The 20,070-nt window shown below is 46.8% G+C and carries 15 protein-coding genes; 7 read left to right on the forward strand and 8 right to left on the reverse strand.

The window, feature by feature from the left end:
- Positions 1-75 precede the first annotated feature (75 nt).
- From BFO_RS07810 to BFO_RS07835, 6 genes are all read left to right on the forward strand, one after another.
- A complete protein-coding gene (locus tag BFO_RS07810; RefSeq protein ID WP_231964439.1) occupies positions 76-573 on the forward strand; it encodes an RNA polymerase sigma-70 factor in 498 nt (165 codons plus the stop codon).
- 169 nt (positions 574-742) lie between these two features.
- Complete coding sequence (locus BFO_RS07815; RefSeq protein WP_014225131.1) at positions 743-1,867, forward strand: FecR family protein; 1,125 nt, start codon at positions 743-745, stop codon at positions 1,865-1,867.
- A 24-nt stretch (positions 1,868-1,891) separates the two neighbouring features.
- Entirely contained in the window at positions 1,892-5,422 is a 3,531-nt protein-coding gene (locus BFO_RS07820) for a TonB-dependent receptor (protein WP_014225132.1), read from the forward strand.
- A 17-nt stretch (positions 5,423-5,439) separates the two neighbouring features.
- Positions 5,440-7,335, forward strand: coding sequence for a RagB/SusD family nutrient uptake outer membrane protein (locus BFO_RS07825; protein WP_041590787.1), 1,896 nt, complete (start codon positions 5,440-5,442; stop codon positions 7,333-7,335).
- Positions 7,336-7,506: 171 nt separating this feature from the next.
- Entirely contained in the window at positions 7,507-8,988 is a 1,482-nt protein-coding gene (locus tag BFO_RS07830; protein ID WP_014225134.1) for a Gfo/Idh/MocA family protein, read from the forward strand.
- A 103-nt stretch (positions 8,989-9,091) separates the two neighbouring features.
- Positions 9,092-9,970: a 3-keto-disaccharide hydrolase gene (locus BFO_RS07835; protein WP_014225135.1), complete on the forward strand. Its 879-nt coding sequence runs from the start codon at positions 9,092-9,094 to the stop codon at positions 9,968-9,970.
- A gap of 99 nt (positions 9,971-10,069) precedes the next feature.
- On the opposite strand, the gene BFO_RS07840 is transcribed toward BFO_RS07835, so the two are convergent.
- Positions 10,070-10,819 carry a NigD1/NigD2 family lipoprotein gene (locus BFO_RS07840; protein ID WP_014225136.1) on the reverse strand — a complete coding sequence of 250 codons (750 nt, stop codon included), beginning with the start codon at positions 10,817-10,819 and terminating at the stop codon, positions 10,070-10,072.
- A gap of 128 nt (positions 10,820-10,947) precedes the next feature.
- On the opposite strand from BFO_RS07840, the gene BFO_RS07845 reads away from it, so the two are divergent.
- Positions 10,948-12,186, forward strand: coding sequence for a M16 family metallopeptidase (locus BFO_RS07845; protein WP_041591217.1), 1,239 nt, complete (start codon positions 10,948-10,950; stop codon positions 12,184-12,186).
- A 45-nt stretch (positions 12,187-12,231) separates the two neighbouring features.
- On the opposite strand, the gene BFO_RS07850 is transcribed toward BFO_RS07845, so the two are convergent.
- The 7 genes from BFO_RS07850 to BFO_RS07880 all read right to left on the reverse strand — a co-directional run bounded on the left by BFO_RS07850 (position 12,232) and on the right by BFO_RS07880 (position 20,058).
- The gene (locus BFO_RS07850) at positions 12,232-14,016 is read right to left on the reverse strand and encodes a chloride channel protein (protein ID WP_041591218.1); all 1,785 of its coding nucleotides are present in this window, start codon (positions 14,014-14,016) and stop codon (positions 12,232-12,234) included.
- A 10-nt stretch (positions 14,017-14,026) separates the two neighbouring features.
- The gene (locus BFO_RS07855) at positions 14,027-15,427 is read right to left on the reverse strand and encodes a sugar transferase (RefSeq protein ID WP_014225139.1); all 1,401 of its coding nucleotides are present in this window, start codon (positions 15,425-15,427) and stop codon (positions 14,027-14,029) included.
- Positions 15,427-15,990 (reverse strand): L-threonylcarbamoyladenylate synthase, encoded by a 564-nt coding sequence (locus BFO_RS07860; RefSeq protein WP_041591219.1) that lies wholly within the window; start codon positions 15,988-15,990, stop codon positions 15,427-15,429. Before BFO_RS07860 ends, BFO_RS07855 begins: the two co-directional genes overlap by 1 nt.
- A gap of 187 nt (positions 15,991-16,177) precedes the next feature.
- A complete protein-coding gene (locus tag BFO_RS07865; RefSeq protein WP_014225142.1) occupies positions 16,178-17,416 on the reverse strand; it encodes a DUF4421 domain-containing protein in 1,239 nt (412 codons plus the stop codon).
- A 70-nt stretch (positions 17,417-17,486) separates the two neighbouring features.
- On the reverse strand, positions 17,487-18,299 hold the full coding sequence (nagB, locus tag BFO_RS07870; RefSeq protein ID WP_014225143.1) for a glucosamine-6-phosphate deaminase: 813 nt from the start codon (positions 18,297-18,299) through the stop codon (positions 17,487-17,489).
- A gap of 21 nt (positions 18,300-18,320) precedes the next feature.
- A complete protein-coding gene (locus tag BFO_RS07875) occupies positions 18,321-18,785 on the reverse strand; it encodes a hypothetical protein (RefSeq protein ID WP_143569612.1) in 465 nt (154 codons plus the stop codon).
- 94 nt (positions 18,786-18,879) lie between these two features.
- Positions 18,880-20,058 carry an FprA family A-type flavoprotein gene (locus BFO_RS07880; protein WP_014225145.1) on the reverse strand — a complete coding sequence of 393 codons (1,179 nt, stop codon included), beginning with the start codon at positions 20,056-20,058 and terminating at the stop codon, positions 18,880-18,882.
- Positions 20,059-20,070: the final 12 nt, after the last annotated feature.

Here is a 20,070-nt window from a genome sequence, read left to right on the forward strand (position 1 = left end):
CTTCTGAAAGAAGGAAATGAGCATGTTTTCAGACAAATCGTTCAGTCTTGCGAAGGCCGATTGAACCGATTTGCCATGATATACACACAAAACCGTGCAGTATCCGAAGAGATCGTGTCTGACACCTTTCTGTCGTTATGGATAAACCGTCATTCTCTGGATGAAAATACTCGATTAATTCCTTATCTGACGGTTATTCTCCGAAATAAATGCATAAATTATTTGAGGTCCTTCCGGCATAAGTTTGTATCGATCGACGAGATGGATATCGGAGCGATATACATGAAAGCTCATTTGTATACATTAGAGGATGATGCCTCCAGACTTTTGGAAGAGGAGGATTTGCGACTTATAATAAGCAAGGCGATGGAATCGTTGCCGGAAAAAACACGTGCGATTTTTGAGATGAGTCGTATCCAGGGCATAAAAAATAAGGAGATCGCGGATAAATATGGCTTGTCTGTGAAGACAATAGAATTCCATATCACGAAGGCTTTGCAACATCTGAGAAAAAATCTGCCGAAAGAATATTTCTTCTTATTCTTTTTTCTGTTTTCTTCTTACCGGCATTAACCGGAGTTCCACGACGTTTCCCCGGGAATGGAAAAATCACCTGTCGTGTTGTCGGCATAAAGAATGAATTTGAGAAGTGCGTTCATTCATTATTCACATTTAACAGCTATATTTTAGGGTGTGATGAAGGATTTGTTGTTCTTTATTATGAATATGGATACTTTAAAATATGGATGATCTGTTATTGATGAGATTCATTGAACAGGACGTGACGATTGAAGAAGCACGTCAGGTTTTGCGCTGGATGGAACAGTCTGAAGCAAACCGAGCACGTTTTGCCGAGTTGCAAACTTTATGGGCGGCAACCCTGATCGACGCTCCGCATGAAACAAATGACAGGGCGGTAAAAAAGATTGTGGGACGCATACGGAAAAAAGATAAGAAGAAAATGCCACTATTCCTGTATTATGCAGCAGCGGCATGTGTGATTGCTGTGATTGCTGCGGGGATTGCCGTATGGAATACATGGGAGAAGAACTTTGATTATGAGGCGGCCGTAAGACAATTTTCGTGCGGCGATAAGATCATATTGAAAATCGGAGGAAAAGAGGAGATACGATGCGCCGAATCGATGGTGAAAATCTTGCATAATCATCGGCAAACGGTCATTAATGATACAATCGAATTCATTGATCGGGAAAGGCGAGAACCGAATGTCTTATATGTACCCTACGGAAAGCGTGCAGAACTTCTGCTTTCCGACGGCACAATGATCTATTTAAATTCCGGTTCTACGCTTATCTATCCATCCTGTTTTACGACCCGCCGAAGGGAAGTTTATCTTGATGGCGAAGCTTATTTTGATGTTTCCAAGGATGAAAGCCGAGCGTTTGTTGTCAAAACGTTGTATCGCTCGGTAGAGGTCTTAGGCACGAAATTTAATGTATCCGTCGACAGGGAGTTTCAAACGTTTGAGACGATGCTGGTCAACGGCTCGGTGATGATAAAAGGGGATGCAACGGATGAGCTATTGAGACCGGATCAATATTACACCTTTTCGGATCAAACGAAGATCGAGGAGGTCCGGACTGTTGATGCAACTTGCTATACATCATGGATCGAGAACAGACTTCAATTCAAAAAAGAGAAGTTGTATAAAGCGATACGCAAGTTGGAGAAAACATACGACATACGGATCGAACTGATGGATCGTCAATATCTCAATTATCAGGTTTCGGGGCAACTTAATCTCAGAAACTCGGCAGAAGAAACGGTCAGAATGCTCATGGAAACGGTTGCTCCGGAGAAGTTGATCGATGAAAAAGCGTTTTATAAAATCAAACATAATCATTAATCCTATTATAATAACATGAGAAAGATGAGTAATTCACACAAAAGAAAAGGCCTCGGATTTGCTTTCGGCTGCCGAAGAGCGCTTGTTGTTTGCTTATTATCTGTGGTTGGACTGTCGGTACATGCCAATGTCCTAAAATCTTCAGTCAGCCTGACAATGAAAAATGTTACATTGCAACAACTCTTTGATGAGATTCACAGACAAGTAGGTGTAAGCATTATTTATTCCAATGAAATTGTAAATGACGATGAAACGATCTCGATTCAAGTCAAAAATTCGACATTGGAAGAGACGCTGAAAATGGCCTTAAAAGGGAAGAATATCTCCATCAGGGAGAGAAACGGACAAGTCGTATTGTTTCCTTCTTCAGAAAAAAACGGGGAGCGGGTACATGCCCCCGATCAGCGAAAAGTGAACATTACGGGAACCGTAGTCGATCATCTCAATGATCCCTTACCCGGTGTAAATATACAGGTTAAGGGTTTGTCTGTCGGAACTATTACAGATGTGGAGGGCGTTTTCTCGATTGAAGTTCCTTATGCCGATGCGGTGTTGGTTTTTTCGTATGTCGGGTTTCAGCCCGAAGAGGTCGCACTTAATGGCAGAGACCGGATCGCAGTCCGGTTGGTGGAAGACAGCAAGGCGATGGAAGAGGTGGTTGTCATAGGATACACTACGCAAAGGAAGGCGACGATTACAGGCTCGATTGCTACTATCACAACGAAAGATCTGCAACAAAGTCCCACGGCGAATCTTAATAATGCGCTTGCAGGACGTATGCCGGGATTAATGGTCAATCAATTCAGCGGGGGAGAGCCGGGCGTTGATGCAGCCACTCTGAGAGTACGCGGTATAGGTACTTATGGCGATCAGTCTCCGATCATTATTGTCGACGGGGTAGAACGTGACATGAGTTATCTTGCTCCGGAAGAAATAGAAACATTTACGATTCTCAAGGACGCTTCGGCAACAGCGCCTTACGGAGTACGCGGGGCCAACGGAGTCATTATTGTAACAACAAAGCGCGGAAAAGCGCAAGAAAAGGCTACCGTCAACTTCAAGGCGTCTGTTGGCACGAATAACCCTGTGAAATTTCCGAAATACTTAGGTTCTGCCGATTATGCCATGCTTTATAATGAAGCTGTGATTAATAGCAATCCGAACGTTGATCGGTCGAAATTGACCCTTTTTTCGGAGAAAGCGATTGCCGATTATCGGAAAGCGAAAGGGGATAATTCGGACGGCTTGGGATATGATAACGATTATTTCGACTATGCATTTCAAACCGGAATGCAGCAGGATTACAGTCTTTCGGTACGAGGGGGATCCGATCGGGCGCGTTATTATGTAATGGCCAACTATTATGAGCAAAGCGGCAACTACAAACATACCGATCTCACACAATATGAAACGCAGGCTGTATTCAAACGATATAATTTCCGGGCCAATGTTGATGTAAATATCACGAAGAATTTCTACGTAAAAGTTGATTTGGGGGCGCGTATAACGGATCGAAATGCTCCCGGAACGACGGCCTCCCGAATAGTCGCCATCTGTAATACACAGCCTCCTTATTTGCCAATTACGCTGCCTGATAACGGTCATGCGGACAATCAGAAATATGTGCTGAAAAATCCATATGGATTATTGTATGGAGACTACCAGCACCGCTATAACATATTGGGCGAATTGTCACGTACGGGCTATCTGAATGAGAAGAAGACTTATTTAAACGGTTCTTTTGCCATCGGACACCGTCTTGACTTTATCACCAAAGGGCTAAAAATAGAGGGTGTTTTTTCGTATGATGCGGAAGAGGGACGATGGATTCGGCGTCTTCTCGAGACACGCGCCGACGGATACGCCCATTATGGAAGGTATGCCACGTTTCAACCGGAAGAAGGGAATAATGGCTCTTATTACATGAATCACACTTCGTATGATGGTAAATATAAATTGGGCAACCCCTGGTATGACACGGATGAAACGATCAGTAATAATTTGGAGCATAATCCGACGCAAAGTAAAACATATTATCAGTTGAAACTTGATTATTTACGCCGGTTTGGGGCACACGATGTTTCAGGGCTCATACTGTTCAACCGCTCGACACGAACATATGATAATCGTGTAGATTATCGTTATCAGGGAATTAGCGGACGAATTACGTATGGCTATGAGAATAAGTATCTGGCTGAATTTAACATAGGGTATAATGGTTCGGAAAACTTTGCGCCGGGCAAACGCTACGGAACATTTCCGGCTGCTTCTGTAGGATGGGTCATATCGCGCGAATCATTTATGGAAAAAGCGAATTCATGGTTGGATATGTTAAAGATAAGAAGTTCTTTCGGGTTAGTCGGGAGCGACAAGATATCCGATTCGGACGATGATCGCTTCGCCTATCTGCAGTTTTACAGAGGAGGTAACGGCTATAACTTTGGTGTAAATGAGTTCGGCAGTCGTTATGATGGCTTGCACGAAGGGAATTTCGCCAACCCTGATTTGACCTGGGAAAAAGCTCAAAAACTCAATATCGGATTGGATGCATCGCTCTTCAACGAACGTCTTACATTCTCGTTCGATTATTTCAGGGAACATCGCTATGACATTATTACGAGTTTGAACGGTAGTGATAAACGTGGATTCCCGGATATTGTAGGCAAAGACGCACCATTCATCAATTCAGGTATTGTCGATAATTATGGTGTCGATTTCGAAATAGGCTGGAACGGACGTGTGGGGAAAAATCTTCGTTATTACATAAAGCCTAACTTTACATTCGCTCGGAATAAGATCAAATTTATGAACGAGATAGATTATGATAACGACTACCGTAGAAATACCGGCAAACGTATTGGCGAGCATTTTGTTTACATCGCAGACCATTTTGTTCGTGATCAGGAGGAGGCCGATCGTTTAAATGCGATGAACAGTGGCAGTGGCTTTCAGCCATGGGGAAAACTTTATCCCGGTGATGTTGTATATAAAGACCTCAACGGAGACGGTAAGATTGATAACGAAGGAGACCGTATACCTATGGGATATCCGAGAACTCCCGAAATACAATTCGGTATTCCGATCGGAATACAATATAAGGGATTGGATTTTAGCTTGCTCTTCCAGGGTTCAGGCCACAGCAGTGTGTTGCTTAACGGGGCTGCTGTGTGGGATTTTCCTGCATATGAACAGGATCAAATCGGCAAAGTAAAACCGATGCACCTTGAGCGATGGACAGAAGAAAGAAAAGAGGGAGCAAAGTATCCGAGACTGACTTATGGAGCGAATAACAATAATAAAAATAATCACAGCAGTTTGTTCTTATATGACGCTTCATACTTGCGTCTGAAGAACTTGGAAATCGGATATTCGCTTCCCCAAAGTGCGATTCGTTTCGCAGGATTACAAAACTTCAGAATATATGCACAGGGAATGAATCTTTTAACTTTTGATAATCTGGGAGAGGTAGATGTCGATCCGGAAACAAGGAGCGGAGACGGTTCATGGTATCCCGTACAGCGTATTTTTAATTTTGGCATTAATATTACGTATTAACTTTAAAACTCAATGACATGAATAAGATAAAGCTTTTAACAAGCCTTTTGGTGTGTTTATCAATAATCTTTTGCGGATGTGACGACTACTTGGATAAAACGCCTGACGATAAAGTGAATGAAAAAGAGGTGTTTACCTCATATGATAAGGTGGAAAAATTAGTGACGGACCTCTACGAAGGCTGTAAAACGGCCAATAGACCGCTGCTTTATTTTAACCATTTTGGAACCGCCTCTGTTACCGATGAGTGCAGTGCCAGCAGTCATGAGGCAGCGATTCCTCATCAGTTTCATATCGGTAATTATGGCCCGTCGCAAGGGATGCCTTCTCGCAGTAGCTGTGGCCAGTACTGGGAGCATTTATATGAGAAGGTGCGTAAAGCCAATATTATACTTGAAGGAGTAAAAAAATATGATACACCGGATAATCCGCAGATGGGACGTGAAGGAGACATCATAAAACGTGTCGGTGAGACGTATTTCCTGCGAGGCTATCTGCATTTTCTTTTATTGCGCGCTTATGGAGAGGTGCCCTACATCGATCGTGTAATCATGCCCAATGACAAGATGGAGTTCAAGCAATTGTCTGCCCATGAGATTGTCGAGCGGATATGCGCGGATGCTGATTCGGCATATCATAGGGTTTCGGCTTTTAACGGCGGACAAGACTTTGGGCGCGTAGACAAAGGCGCTTGTCTCGGACTGAAAGCCGTGGCGCGATGGATGGCGGCAACTCCGATGTATAATGGTGGTAACATTCCTAACGATACGCGTATATATAAAGATGAATACGGATATGTCGCCAAACGCTGGGAATTGGCGAAGCAGGCGGCCAAAGCTGTGCTGGAATGTAAGGACCATAATGGGAATTTACGCTATGGGCTGTATAAAAAATATGATGAAAAAGACTTTGGAGACATAGACAATAAAAATACAAGCAATGGAAAAGTCTATAAAAGACTGTGGACCATGTTTTATGATATGGATGCCATACAACAGGAGTGGGTCTGGTTTGTAACAAGAGATAAAGATACGGGATGGTCCGGAGATGTATTGCCTCCTTCACAAGGTGGGCATGCACGCCAGCGCCCGCTGCAGGAACAGGTTGATGAATACGAATATATCGCTTCTGATGGATACGGGTATCCGGTGTATGGTTCACGCTCAGTAACAGACGGATATGACGACGCAAATCCATATGAAAGCGTAAAGCGCGATCCGCGTTTCTACCGTGATATTCGTTATCATGGTTCTTCTTATCGCAGCAGTATACTCAATACGGCGGAAAAAAATGATGCCGTAAGCGGAAGCTATCTTGATAATGCTTCTCACACAGGATACTATTTGCGCAAGTTTTATAAAGATGGGTGGAATAAAGGCTCCGGAGGGCATTCGATCAGCGCTCCTGCCATATGGAGGCTTCCTGAAATCATGTATATCTATTGTGAGGCTGTCAATGAAACGACAGGACCCAATGAAGAAATATATGCTCTACTCAACGAAATACGTGCTCGTTCGTTCATGGCGCCGATTCCTCCTGCTGCAAAGACGGACAAGAAGCTGATGAATGAATACATACAGCGGGAACGACGTGTCGAACTCTTTTATGAGAACCATCGTATATGGCATTGCAGATTGTACTTGGAACCGGATGATCCAGAAGTGATTGCTCTTGAAAAAGCATATGCCAATGCCGACCATTGGCCTTATCCTAAAACACAACGCAGTTCGCACGGTATGAGGCCTGTTGAAGACACTAATGGTAAGATCGAAGTCGATGGTAAGAAATACAAGATGCAACGTTTTGAAGTCCGGGATGACCGTGTCTTTGAAACACCCAGACATTACTGGTTTCCTATTATGACTGATGAGTTAAAACGTACTCCCTCATTGAAGCAGAATCCTGGGTGGTAGGGAGACTTCAGTAATAAGATGAAGGTAAGATAAACTGTAGAATGACAGATCGGTATGGAAATACGGTAAAAAAGAATACGAATATTTTTATTTTATTCCTTTTCTGTTTACATTTGCATGGTTTTTTCATGTATTTTACAGTTATAATTACAATATCAAACTTAACTAACTATGTCAAACATTTCAAGAAGAAGTTTTCTCCAACAAGGAGCTGCTGCCGCTGCAGCATTGTCGTTCGTCCCGAGCAGTGTATTAGGTAAAAGTCATGGCTATACCGCCCCGACGGATAAGTTGAATATTGCCGCCGTGGGTATCGGCGGAATGGGAAATGCCAACATCAAGAAGGTGTCGCCGACTGAAAACATCGTCGCTCTTTGCGATGTGGACTGGAAGTATGCCAAAAAAGTATTCGATGCGCATCCCAAAGCCAAGAAGTATTGGGACTATCGGAAGATGTACGACGAAATGGGCAAATCGATCGACGGAGTGATCGTGGCTACGGCCGACCACACGCACGCGATTGTTACGGCCGATGCCATTACGCTGGGCAAACACGTTTACGTACAGAAACCGTTGACTCACTCGGTTTACGAATCGCGTCTGCTTACGAAGCTGGCTGAGAAATATCAGATCGCGAGCCAGATGGGGAATCAGGGGGCATCGGGCGAAGGTGTCAATCAAGTCTGCGAATGGATCTGGAACGGTGAGATCGGTGAGGTGAAACGCGTGGATTGCGCTACCGACCGTCCGATTTGGCCGCAAGGTCTGAATGCCCCGACGAAAGTCGATAAAATACCTTCGACGCTGAATTGGGATTTGTTTACAGGACCGGGTAAACTCAGACCGTTCAACAACATCTATCATCCGTGGAACTGGCGCGGATGGTGGGAATACGGTACAGGTGCTCTCGGAGATATGGCGTGCCATATCATGCATCCGGCTTTCAAGGCGCTGAAACTGGGCTTCCCGATTCATGCCGAAGCTTCTTCGACGTTGTTATTGACTGACTGCGCTCCGCAGGCACAGCATGTGAAACTGATCTTCCCGGCGCGTGAAAATATGCCGAAGTTAGCGCTTCCCGAAGTTGAAATACATTGGTACGATGGCGGCATGATGCCCGACCGTCCGGAAGGATTCCCGCAAGGCAAGCAACTGATGCAGGGCGGAGGCGGATTATGTATTTTCCATGGTACGAAAGATACGCTGATCTGCGGATGCTACGGACGTGACCCATTCTTGCTTTCGGGACGTGTACCGAATGCGCCGAAGGTAGAACGTCGGGTGTCCGACGCAGAGAGCGGCCACGAGCAGGATTGGGTGCGCGCATGTAAGGAAAGCCCGGCAAACCGCGTGAAGCCGAAATCGGACTTCTCCGAAGCCGGACCGTTCAACGAAATGGTCGTGATGGGAGTACTGGCGGTTCGTTTGCAGGGACTGAACAAAGTGCTCGATTGGGACGGACAGAATATGAAGTTTACGAATATCAAGGATGACGAGATGCTCAAAATCCAGATCAGTGACGACTTCAAAGTGGTGGACGGTGATCCCAAGTTCGACAAGAAATTCACTGAGCCGATGAATGCGAAACAGTTTGCCGAGGAATTGGTGAAACATACGTATCGCGCAGGCTGGAAGTTGCCGGATATGCCGTAAGCGGAAAATAATGAATACATAGACGAAGACGGAGAGCCTTCCGTGAGAGTTGCGGATCGTGCGCTCCGTCTTTTCTTACTTACAAAAATTAAACCGATAAACAATGAAGAAAAGTGTATTAGTTGCAAGCGCTGTCGGTATGATAGCTCTTGCCTCCTGCGGCGGAGGGAAAAAAGCCGAAAGCGCCGATATGGCGGCGACCGATTCTGTTCCTACGGCTCAGGCCGCTCCCGAATACCGGACGTTGAACTTGCCGACTGTCGATCTGGCAAAATTTGCCAAAGATAAAGACGGATGGATTACGCTGTTCGACGGCAAGACGTTCGATGGTTGGCGCGGTTACGGACGCGAAGACATGCCGGCTCGCTGGACGATCGAGAACGGTTGTATCAAGATGACCGGCTCGGGCAAGGGAGAAGCCGGTGCGGAAGATGGCGGAGACATTATCTTCGCTCACAAGTTCAGCAACTTCGAACTTGAGCTGGAATGGAAAGTCGACAAAGGCTCTAATTCCGGTATTTTCTATATGATTCAGGAAGTAGAATCCCCCGATGAACAGGGTAATTGGAAGACCCAGCCTTCGTATATCTCTGCTCCCGAGTATCAGATACTTGACAATGCGAATCATCCGGATGCCAAGTTAGGCAAAGACGGTAACCGTCAGTCAGCATCGTTGTATGACATGATTCCGGCCAATCCCCAGAATTCAAAAGTGTTTGGAGAATGGAACAAGGCAAAAATCATGTGCTACAAGGGTACGGTGGTTCATTATCAGAACGATGAGGCCGTGGTGGAATATCATTTATGGACTCCGCAATGGACAGAAATGCTGCAAAAGAGTAAATTCAGCCAGGAAAAATGGCCATTGGCATTCGAGTTGCTCAACAATTGCGGCGGGGAAAACAGAGAAGGATTCTTCGGATTACAGGATCATGGCGATACGGTATGGTACCGAAACATCCGAATTAAAGTCTTAGAATAAATTTCTCCCTTTAATTCATAATTCTTACGACAAAGAGGGTGTACTCCAACAGGCACACCCTCTTCTTTCAGAACAACAAACAACATTATTAACAGATCGTCATTTCGTCGCTACGAAATCCAGATCGCTTAAATCTTTGTCTTTAATCGAATATGGTGTGGCCTTCGATGTGTGCTTCTTCTTATATTTGATCGTATATTCCTTATCTCCTTTAAACGTTTTTACCAGCACGGTCAGCGTGGGTTCTTTACTTTCCAGTTTCAATTTGGACAAATCAAAAGCCGCCAACCCTTTACGTCCATAGCGCTGCGGATCCCCATATGCATGATGACGGAGCTCGAAAACGTAGGGATTGTCTCCCTTCGGACGATGTATAAGGTTGATATAATGTACTTTCGTGCCACCGTAGTTGAATCCGAACTGTACATTCAGATAACCATCACCCATCCACATATCCATGATTTTCAAAGGATCTTTTCCGTATCTCACATCCAGACTGTCGGGGTTGAACTGATCGACAAAAGGCTTGGTCAGAATGTTACGGATATCGTGTATCTGCACGGCATGGTTATATCCTTGAAACGAATCGGAAAGAATCGTATAATAAACGAATGCCCGTTGATTGGCTTTCGGTTTATAGTAAGGAGCTCGTGTGGCTGCCGGCCATAACGTTTTTCCATCGTCGAGGGTCAGCGAATAAATTCTTCCATTGTCTAAAGGATTTACGGTGGCCAACGAATACCATACATCCCCCAGTGAATAACCGTTATTATCCAGGTTACACGAATTTAAGAACAGGGCGATCATCACTCCGCCTGCACAGTTGAAAAATAATCTCTTTGTCTTCATCTCGTTTTTTTATTACAAAATTCATAAGCATGATGCGTATCACGGCTTCAATGTTGCATTGCTTCCTCTTAAATAATATTAAAAACAAAAAAAGTGCTATTTTTGCAGCCTTATACAATACAATGAGGATGAATCCTACGGATAGATCGCATTATCTTTTACATACGTTGCCCAATGGTCTGCGCGTTGTGCATTTTCCTACGGATGCAGCGATATCTTATTGCGGGGTTGCGGTGCATGCAGGTACGCGTGATGAGGCGTCGAACGAGTCAGGGCTGGCGCACTTCGTTGAGCACATGCTGTTCAAAGGTACGGTGAGGCGCAAGGCGTGGCATATCTTGAACCGCATGGAAGCCGTCGGCGGTGAGTTGAATGCTTATACTACGAAAGAAGAGACATTTATCTATTCCGTTTTTATGGAAGAACATTATCGCAGGGCGATTGAATTGTTGGCCGATATCGTAATCCGTTCGCAGTTTCCGGCACACGAGATTGAAAAGGAGCGAGAGGTGATTCTCGACGAGATCAGTTCGTATGAGGATATGCCTTCCGAATTGATTTTTGACGAATACGAGAATCTTCTTTTCGACGGTCATCCGTTAGGACGTCATATCCTGGGTAATAAGCGATCGATACGCACATTCGACACCAAGGCCGGCCGCTCGTTTTTAGAACGTTTCTACACGGCAGAGAACATGATTTTTTTCTCCATGGGACGTACGGATTTTCGGCGGATTGTACGCATGGCTGAGGTGTACTGGTCGGACCTCCCCGTTCATCCGGCGGTGCACAGGCGTGAACGGCCACGGCCGACTGTACCTCGGGAGTTGCGAAAGAAGAAGAAAACGCACCAGTCGCATGCCATCATCGGAGGGAGGGCATACGATATGTATGACAAACGCCGCACCTCGCTTTTCCTGCTCAATAACATACTCGGCGGCTCCGGGATGAACAGCCGTCTGAATGTGGCTCTGCGCGAAAAAAGAGGATTAGTCTACGAAGTGGAATCGAATCTTACGGGATATACCGACACCGGCGTGTGTGCCATCTATTTCGGGGCCGACCCGAAGAACCGTGAGAAGGTGCTTGAGCTTATCCGGCGTGAACTGAACGTATTATGTCGTACGCAGCTTACGACTACGCAACTGGCCGCCGCCCGAAAACAGGCCATCGGACAACTTGCCGTCGCCGGTGATAACCGAGAAAGTCTGTTTCTCGGATTCGGGAAGTCGTTTCTTCATTCCGGCCGATACGACTCTTTGAGGGAAGTTATCTGCCGTATCGAAGCCGTGACGGCCTCGCAGATTCTCGAAGCGGCCAATGAAATTTTTGCTCCCGAACGACTCTACTCGTTGATTTACGAGTAATACAACGTGCGAAGTACGAATCAGGATCATGGAAGGGCTTGCTGCTCAATCGCCCGAGAAGGTTCCGACGAGCACTTCACGATAGGCATTGAAGATTTTCGACTTCGAGACGAAGCCGATGTATTTCCCTTCTTCGTTGACGACCGGCAGATTCCATGCTTTCGTATCATCGAACATACGCATGATTTGTTCCATAGGCATCCCTTCGACGATTTTAGCCGGAGCCGAAACCATAAAGCGAGACACGTGGAAGCGTTCATACAATTCGGGGCGGAACATGATATTGCGGATATTGTCTACCAAGACGAGACCTAACAGTACGCCGTCTTTATTGACCACCGGGAACATACTTCGCGAGCTCTCCGCAATAGCGTTTTTCACGAGCTCCCCGAGGGTCATCTCCGGGCGCACGGGGATAAAATCCGTTTCGATCACGCTATTCACGGTCATCAGTGTCAGTACGGCCTTATCCTTATGATGTGTCAGGAGTTTTCCTTTTTGCGCCAGACGCATGGAATAAATGCTATGCGGTTCGAAGGCCCTGATCGTTGCGTACGAGCTGATCGATACGATCATCAGCGGAAGGAACAAATCGTACCCCCCCGTCAGCTCGGCGATGAGGAACACGCCCGTCAGCGGGGCATGCATCACGCCGGCCATGGTGCCGGCCATGCCCATCAGTGCAAAATTCTTTTCCGACAGTTCGATGGAAGTGCCGAAATAATTCAGTATATGAGAGAAAAGAAAGCCGGCAATGCATCCGATGTAAAGACTGGGCGCAAAGATGCCGCCGCACCCGCCTCCTCCGTTCGTGGCGGCTGATGCCAATACTTTGGTGAGCAGGATCAAACCCAGAAAGATGATGATACTCCAGTAACCGATATCGATCTGATGAAACGGACTGCGGTCGATCAGGTTCGCAAACCGTCCGTCGAGAAGCGATTCGATCGTGTCGTATCCTTCGCCGTAGAGCGGGGGGAAGAGGAACAGCAGGATGCTCAACATCGCTGCCCCCAGAATGAACTTTTGCCATTGCTGCGGGAGTTTGTGGTACCAGCCTTCGATACGGATCATGCTGCGGGTGAAATACAGGGAAACAATTCCGCAGAAAATGCCCAGCAGCAGCACGTATGGGATACGCCTAACGTAAAACGCCTCGGTCTGTGAAAACTGGAACATGGCCTCAGTGCCGGAAAAGATGTAAGACATGGTGGCAGCCGTTACCGATGCGATCAGTAGCGGCAGTACGGAGGTCATGGTCAGGTCGAGCATCAGCACTTCGATGACAAACACTAACCCGGCAATGGGGGCCTTGAAAATACCGGCTATGGCCCCGGCCGCTCCGCATCCGACGAGTAGCATCAGGGTCTTCTGTTCCATGCGAAAGAGCCGTCCCAAGTTCGAACCGATGGCGGCACCTGTCAATACGATGGGCGCCTCGGCGCCGACGGACCCCCCGAACCCGATGGTAACGGAGCTGGCTACTAACGAGCTCCATATGTTATGCGGTTTGATCCGGCTCTTGCGTTGCGAGATCGCATACAGAATTTTGGTGACGCCGTGGCTGATATCGTCGCGCACGATATAACGCACAAACAAACCGGCCAGCAAAATGCCGATAATCGGATAAACCAGCAACCAGTAGTTCGCTCCTTCCTGAAAATGTCCCATCAGCAGGTGCTGGATGGAATGGATGAGAAACTTGAGAAGCAGTGCGGCCATCGCGGCGGCGATTCCTACCAGAAAACTGATGAGAAGAATAAAGGAACGCTCTTTGATATGCTTTTCGCGCCAGAGCAGAAATTTATAAAATCGTCCTTCGTTTGTCAATGTTGTCAATTTATACTCCTTTCCCCGTAAATACAATCTTTACGGTATAGATTAAAATCGTAATATCGAGAGCCAGCGACATGTTTTCGTAATAGAGGATGTCGTAGGCGAGACGTTCGATCATCTTGTCGACTGTTTCGGCGTATCCGTATTTCACCATTCCCCACGAGGTGATGCCCGGACGGACATTGTGCAAGAGGTAATAATACGGTGCTTTGCGAACAATACGATCGATGTAATAGCGTTGCTCGGGACGAGGTCCGACGAGCGACATATCCCCTCGGAGCACATTCCAGAACTGGGGTAACTCGTCGAGGCGGTACTTGCGCAGGAAACGGCCGAACGGCGTCACACGCGTATCGTTCTGGGCTGTTAGCATCGGTCCCCGTTTTTCCGCATCGGCATACATCGTACGGAATTTATAAATCGTGAATGGCTTGCCCCTGTACCCGATACGTTCTTGCCGGAAAAGAACAGGACCTTTCGAGTCTTTCCGCACGCGCACAGCAATGTAGGCATAGAGCGGCGAGAGTAAAACGAGCGCAAGCAGGGACGCAATCTTGTCGGCCAGCCATTTGATGTTTTTACCGGCTTCGGAGAAGTTGTTACTTGTGACGTCGATCAGCGGAATGCCGTGTATGGTCTTCACCTCCGCACGGGTTAGCGGATTGTTTTTGTCTGCCCAGATTTTGATGGGACATTTGTAATGGTAAAGCGAGTAGAGGATGCGTATGGTCTCTTCGTGGCATTCGGGATCGGGAACGAGGATCAGTTCGTGTACCGGACTTGTGGCCATAAGTTCGGGTAAATCGTCGATGGTGCCGGCTATCTCCTGCGAATCGATAGTCGTATCGTCCGTCGCAGGGCCTTGTACGAAACCGAGCATCCGATAACCTAACCTTGTCAGATCGTCACACACCTGAAGCGCCTGCCGTCCCGTTCCGATGACTAACACATTCGTCGCCCACTTCCGTAGTTTCACCATATGAAGCGCATGACTCGTTATCAGATAACGGCACGTGTAGGTGAGAATGAACTGTAACGCACCGAACGAGAGGAATATCTTGTAATAGATTTCAAAAGAACGAGGCAGGTCGTTGAGGATGACGGAGAAGAAAATCAGAACGACTCCGATGGTAATGCTGACGAATGTCGTAAACCATTCGATAATACGCGACTTCCCGAAAGGACGGTTGTAGTACCCCGAAAGATAGTATAACGCAAGCCAGAAGAGTGGGATAAAGAGCTGCATTATAATGACCTGATGAAAGGTCAGAAACTGGCCTAAGGAATGAAAACCGTCGTACCGGGCTACCTCGTAGTAGCGAAGTATATTCATGAGACACCACACGATGGCTGCCGTGACGAAATCGGAAAGGAGGTATTTCAGTCTCTGCCTGTGCCTGTTCATTATTCCCGTATTACTTGAATCAGTCCGCCCCGGCCGACTTTGACGATGCCTGACGGCCGTGCCTGTATCTGCTCCGTCTGTCGATAGCGGACAATGTAATCTGCTCCGTCACGGATCGATTGCGAGATGTCGCTGTAGGATGAGGGCGCAGGTTCCCCGCTTTTATTGGCCGAAGTGGAAACGACGGGCCTGCGAAACCGTTCGCACAAATTGTGTGAGAAACGCTCGTGTGTGATGCGTATGCCTACGCTGCCGTCTTCACCCACCAAGTTGGGCGCTAAATTTTTGGCATTGGAATAAATGATGGTCAACGGCTTGTCGGATAGTTCGATCAGATCCCACGCCACATCGGGCACTTCGTCTACATAGCCGTTCAGCTTGGCAGGATTATCGACCAGTACCAGCATCGCCTTGTGGTCAGCGCGTTGCTTCAGTTCGTACACTTTACGCACAGCTTCTTCGTTCGTAGCGTCACAACCGATGCCCCAGATCGTATCCGTCGGGTAGAGAATCAGTCCGCCTGCCTGCAATACCCGGCATGCTTCTTTTAAATCGTCTGTTATGTTTTCAGTTATTTCTTCCATGCTTTTTAGAAAAGACAAAAATAGAAAAATATTAAATGAGCGCCAAAATTATACAGGAGAAACGGTGAGAGGCTTTGATGGCGGTTTCCGGTGAAGCGCGGGTAAGCCGATAAGATGAGGAAGTGCATCCGTTAAATTGGGTGGAGAATGCAGCAGTTCGGGAACTTTATTTATCCATATTCAAAAGTTTGGACACCATTTCGTTGAACCGGTCTACTTTGAATTTATAGCCGGCATATAAAATTCCTGTCGTATTGCTTTTTTTGAAGATAAATCGTCCGGTCTGAAGGATATCAAGCTCATTGTGCGCATGCAGTCCGATGAAAAAATTTTTATTGTAGTAACATGCCCCTAACCGTGCATAGTTGCATCCGCCGAACGTGGCTTTCCGGGTTACCCCTTCGTCATGAAGCATTTCGTAGCTGTAATGTTTGGCCGATAGCCCGATCATGTCCGAGACGAAGAGCACCCAATGTCGGCCTGCCACGAAGTTGTAAGAATATCCGGCGGCGACTTCGTACTTGAATAATTTCAGATAATCAATACCGACCATTTCCGCTGTCTGAGCTGCTTCATGTCCATCTTTCGGATTTGTTCCGAAGTTCATATCAAGCCGGTAATCCGAATAGGTAAGCGCAAAGGCGAAGGTGCCTGCACTTTTGATTTGCCGGTAGACGGGATTGATCGTGTTTCCGTATGCCATTTTTCGTCCGTTTGTAAAGATACTTACCTGCGCAGAGCGGGTGCGGAAATAACTTCCGCCCAACCGTGTTTCATCCGGTGCGGAGTCTTCGGAGTTCGAGGCGTGCAACTCTTTCAACCAATAGGCTTCGAGGTTGAGGGCGAAGAAACGTGTGTATGTATTGAAACTGAATCGTTCATTGCTGCTTTTGCGCGTTCTGTTCAAGCTGATACTGTATCCTCCGGAGAAGATGTTCCACCCTAAATCGAATCCGATGTATTCGAGTGGTTGGGAGCGAAACAATATTTCCTTGTTTCGGTTGCTCAGAGGTGAAATCCCGAGCCTTGGTGCCTGAATGGTGTTGATGATACGAACTTTGAGCATATTGCCTTCGTATTTCAGATAAGCTGAGTCTGGCTTGTTCTTTGCTCGCTGTCGGGCATATCTTGCGTACAGTTTGGAGGCGAAAGGGCTGAACGATTTCGTACCGTCGGGTTCTTGTGCATACAGTCTGTACGGGACGGTCAGCAGCATGGCTGCAATCACACAGGCAGAAAGTCGGTAAAAGCAGATATACGGTTTCGAACAACCGTGCTTCGTACCGCTTGCGCGAGTTGCCCGGTGTAAAAAAGAGAACCGGAGGTGAAACTCACCGAAGAAGTTCTTATACCCGAAGGTTACCGGGTAGCCTGTCTCTTTCAAGCGTCGAAGTTTATGGATCATCTCCGAAGATATCAAAAAGGCTGTGCCGAAAATTCATTCCGACACAGCCCGACCTTTGCTTACGGTCTGTTTATTTCAGCAACGATTTCGGATCGAGGTTGTTTTTCTCGATATCCTTGAAATAGTTGTACGTTCCGACCTTGATCTCGGCACATGCGGCCTCGTCGCATACGATGATCCCCTTCGGATGCATCTGCAAGGCCGTGATCGTCCACATCTGGTTCACACTGCCCTCGACGGCCTGCTGCAAGGCGCGTGCTTTGTTATGACCGTTGGCGAGGATAACGACCTCTTTTGCGTCCATCACCGTTCCGACACCGACGGTAAGCGCCGTCTTCGGCACTTTATTCACGTCGTGGTCGAAGAAACGCGAATTGGCGATGATCGTATCGGTTGTCAACGATTTAATACGGGTACGTGATGTCAGCGATGACCCCGGCTCGTTAAAAGCGACGTGTCCGTCCGGCCCGATGCCGCCGAGGAACAAGTCGATTCCGCCTGCTTTACGGATACGTTCTTCGTAACTGGCACATTCGGCTTCGAGGTCTTTGGCATTACCGTCGAGGATGTTCACGTTCTTATCCTGAATATCGACATGGCTGAAGAAGTTCTTCTTCATGAACGTATGGTAGCTCTCCGGATGATCTTCGGGGATACCCACATATTCGTCCATGTTGAACGTAATCACATGTTGAAACGAGATTTTCCCACTCTTATAAAGGTGGATCAACGCTTTATACGTGCCCAGCGGCGACGAGCCTGTCGGCAGTCCGAGTACGAACGGTTTTTCGGCTGTCGGCTTGGCCTGATTCATTCTTGCGGCGATATAATTCGCGGCCCATTGAGATATTAACTCGTAAGTCGGTTCAATAATTACTCTCATGATGAATTATTTTGTATGATTTCAATCTGTTTCTTTTTCTTTGCCTTTTAACCCTACGTTTTTGAAGTACGTCTTTTGCACTTCAAACATACCTGTTTCAATCTCGCATATTTTGTCATAAGCTTCATTTACTTTTTGAGTCAATGCATTTTTTTGCTCTTCATCAAGAGTATCAAGGGTACAATATGCCAATAAAGCATCAGCTAAAGGACCTTTTACTGCATTTAAATAATCAGTGATTGCCTGATGAAAATCTTTAGCCTGTTCAGAAGGTTCGAGAGCATTTAATTTTTCGAAAGCGCTATCGATTTCTTTTTTTAAGTTATCTGAAACAGTCTCCGGTGTTTTGTTACGGAATTCGTTCATCGGATCATTTCTCATTTCGTAGGCTGTTTGTATATAGCCGTTTTTGAAATCGGCATATACACTTTCTACATAATGCTCTGTTAACCAATACACATTATTGCTAACTGTTTCGTTGTACACATACTCCTTATTTCCTCCCGTACAACTGCATAAACTGATTCCGATCCAAAGGGAAAAAGGTATAAAAGAAAATGTTTTCAAGAGGTTAAGCTTTTTATTTAGACAATATTTTTTCCGCCATCGACCGGCCGAGCGAAATGCATTCTGTTTCCGAACTGATGCTTTGTTTTTGCTCGACGGGGGTGCCGATACACTCCCATTTCATGCTCTCTCCGAATGTTCCCAGACGTTTGACGGCCGCACCGGCCCAGGTGAACGAACCGAAATAGCCATATACCCTGTTTTTGAGTTCGCGCAGTTCGATTTTCTGAAGCAATGCGTCGATTTCGGGGAACAGCTGATTGCTATAGGTCGGACTGCCGATAATCACGCCTCTGTAATTGAATAAGTCGCGCAGGATATAGGAGGAATGGCTTTTGCTCACGTTATGCATGGCAATGTTTTTGATGCCCCCTTCGGCTAATGCCGTCGCAATGGTTTCGGCCATCAGTTCGGTGTTTCCGTACATGCTTCCGTAAACGAGTGTCACCCCTTCGATGCCTTCGTAACGACTGAGACGGTCGTAAATCTCAATGACGCGACCGCGTTGTTCCGTCCAGACGGGGCCATGCGTCGAACAGATCATTTGAACATCGACTCCCGAAAGTTTCTGCAACGCTTTTTGCACCGGGCCGCCGTATTTACCAACGATGTTCGAGTAGTAGCGTATCATTTCACTCCAATAACGATCCGTATTCATCTCCGTATCAAGCACTCCTCCGTCGAGAGTGCCGAACGTACCGAAAGCATCGGCCGAGAATAATACGCGTTCCGTTTCTTCGTAGGTAAACATCACTTCCGGCCAGTGTACCATCGGTGCCGTGTAGAATTTCAACTGATGTGTACCCAGATCGAGGCTCTCGCCGTCTTTTACCTCGTGCAGTCCTTCCGTGATGTTGTGATAGCCGGCCAGCATGCCGAACGTCTGTCGGTTTCCGACAATCTTCATGTCCGGATACTGCTGGCGCAGCAGGCGGATGCTGCCCGCATGGTCCGGCTCCATGTGACCGACAATGAGATAATCGAGCGTACGCCCGTTTAAAATCTTGGCGATTTTTTTGAAGAAGGTATCCGAGTAGCATATATCGACGGTATCGACCAGTGCGCTTTTTTCGCCGGCGATCAGGTATGAATTGTACGAAACGCCCCCCGGAAGCGGCCAGATGTTTTCAAACAAATGTTTTTGGCGGTCATTGACACCTACGTAATAAATATTTTTCGCAATAGCTTTCATATCGTGTATATT

The organism is Tannerella forsythia 92A2 (assembly GCF_000238215.1).
In the GTDB taxonomy this organism is placed as follows: Bacteria; Bacteroidota; Bacteroidia; order Bacteroidales; family Tannerellaceae; genus Tannerella; species Tannerella forsythia.

Coding starts and splice junctions, on each gene's coding strand:
- BFO_RS07880 (WP_014225145.1), bottom strand. CDS start 20,058: ATGAAAGCTATTGCGAAAAATATTTATTACGTAGGTGTCAATGACCGC.
- BFO_RS07820 (WP_014225132.1), top strand. CDS start 1,892: ATGAGTAATTCACACAAAAGAAAAGGCCTCGGATTTGCTTTCGGCTGC.
- BFO_RS07835 (WP_014225135.1), top strand. CDS start 9,092: ATGAAGAAAAGTGTATTAGTTGCAAGCGCTGTCGGTATGATAGCTCTT.
- nagB (WP_014225143.1), bottom strand. CDS start 18,299: ATGAGAGTAATTATTGAACCGACTTACGAGTTAATATCTCAATGGGCC.
- BFO_RS07855 (WP_014225139.1), bottom strand. CDS start 15,427: ATGAACAGGCACAGGCAGAGACTGAAATACCTCCTTTCCGATTTCGTC.
- BFO_RS07865 (WP_014225142.1), bottom strand. CDS start 17,416: ATGATCCATAAACTTCGACGCTTGAAAGAGACAGGCTACCCGGTAACC.
- BFO_RS07845 (WP_041591217.1), top strand. CDS start 10,948: ATGAATCCTACGGATAGATCGCATTATCTTTTACATACGTTGCCCAAT.
- BFO_RS07825 (WP_041590787.1), top strand. CDS start 5,440: ATGAATAAGATAAAGCTTTTAACAAGCCTTTTGGTGTGTTTATCAATA.
- BFO_RS07840 (WP_014225136.1), bottom strand. CDS start 10,819: ATGAAGACAAAGAGATTATTTTTCAACTGTGCAGGCGGAGTGATGATC.
- BFO_RS07815 (WP_014225131.1), top strand. CDS start 743: ATGGATGATCTGTTATTGATGAGATTCATTGAACAGGACGTGACGATT.
- BFO_RS07810 (WP_231964439.1), top strand. CDS start 76: ATGATATACACACAAAACCGTGCAGTATCCGAAGAGATCGTGTCTGAC.
- BFO_RS07830 (WP_014225134.1), top strand. CDS start 7,507: ATGTCAAACATTTCAAGAAGAAGTTTTCTCCAACAAGGAGCTGCTGCC.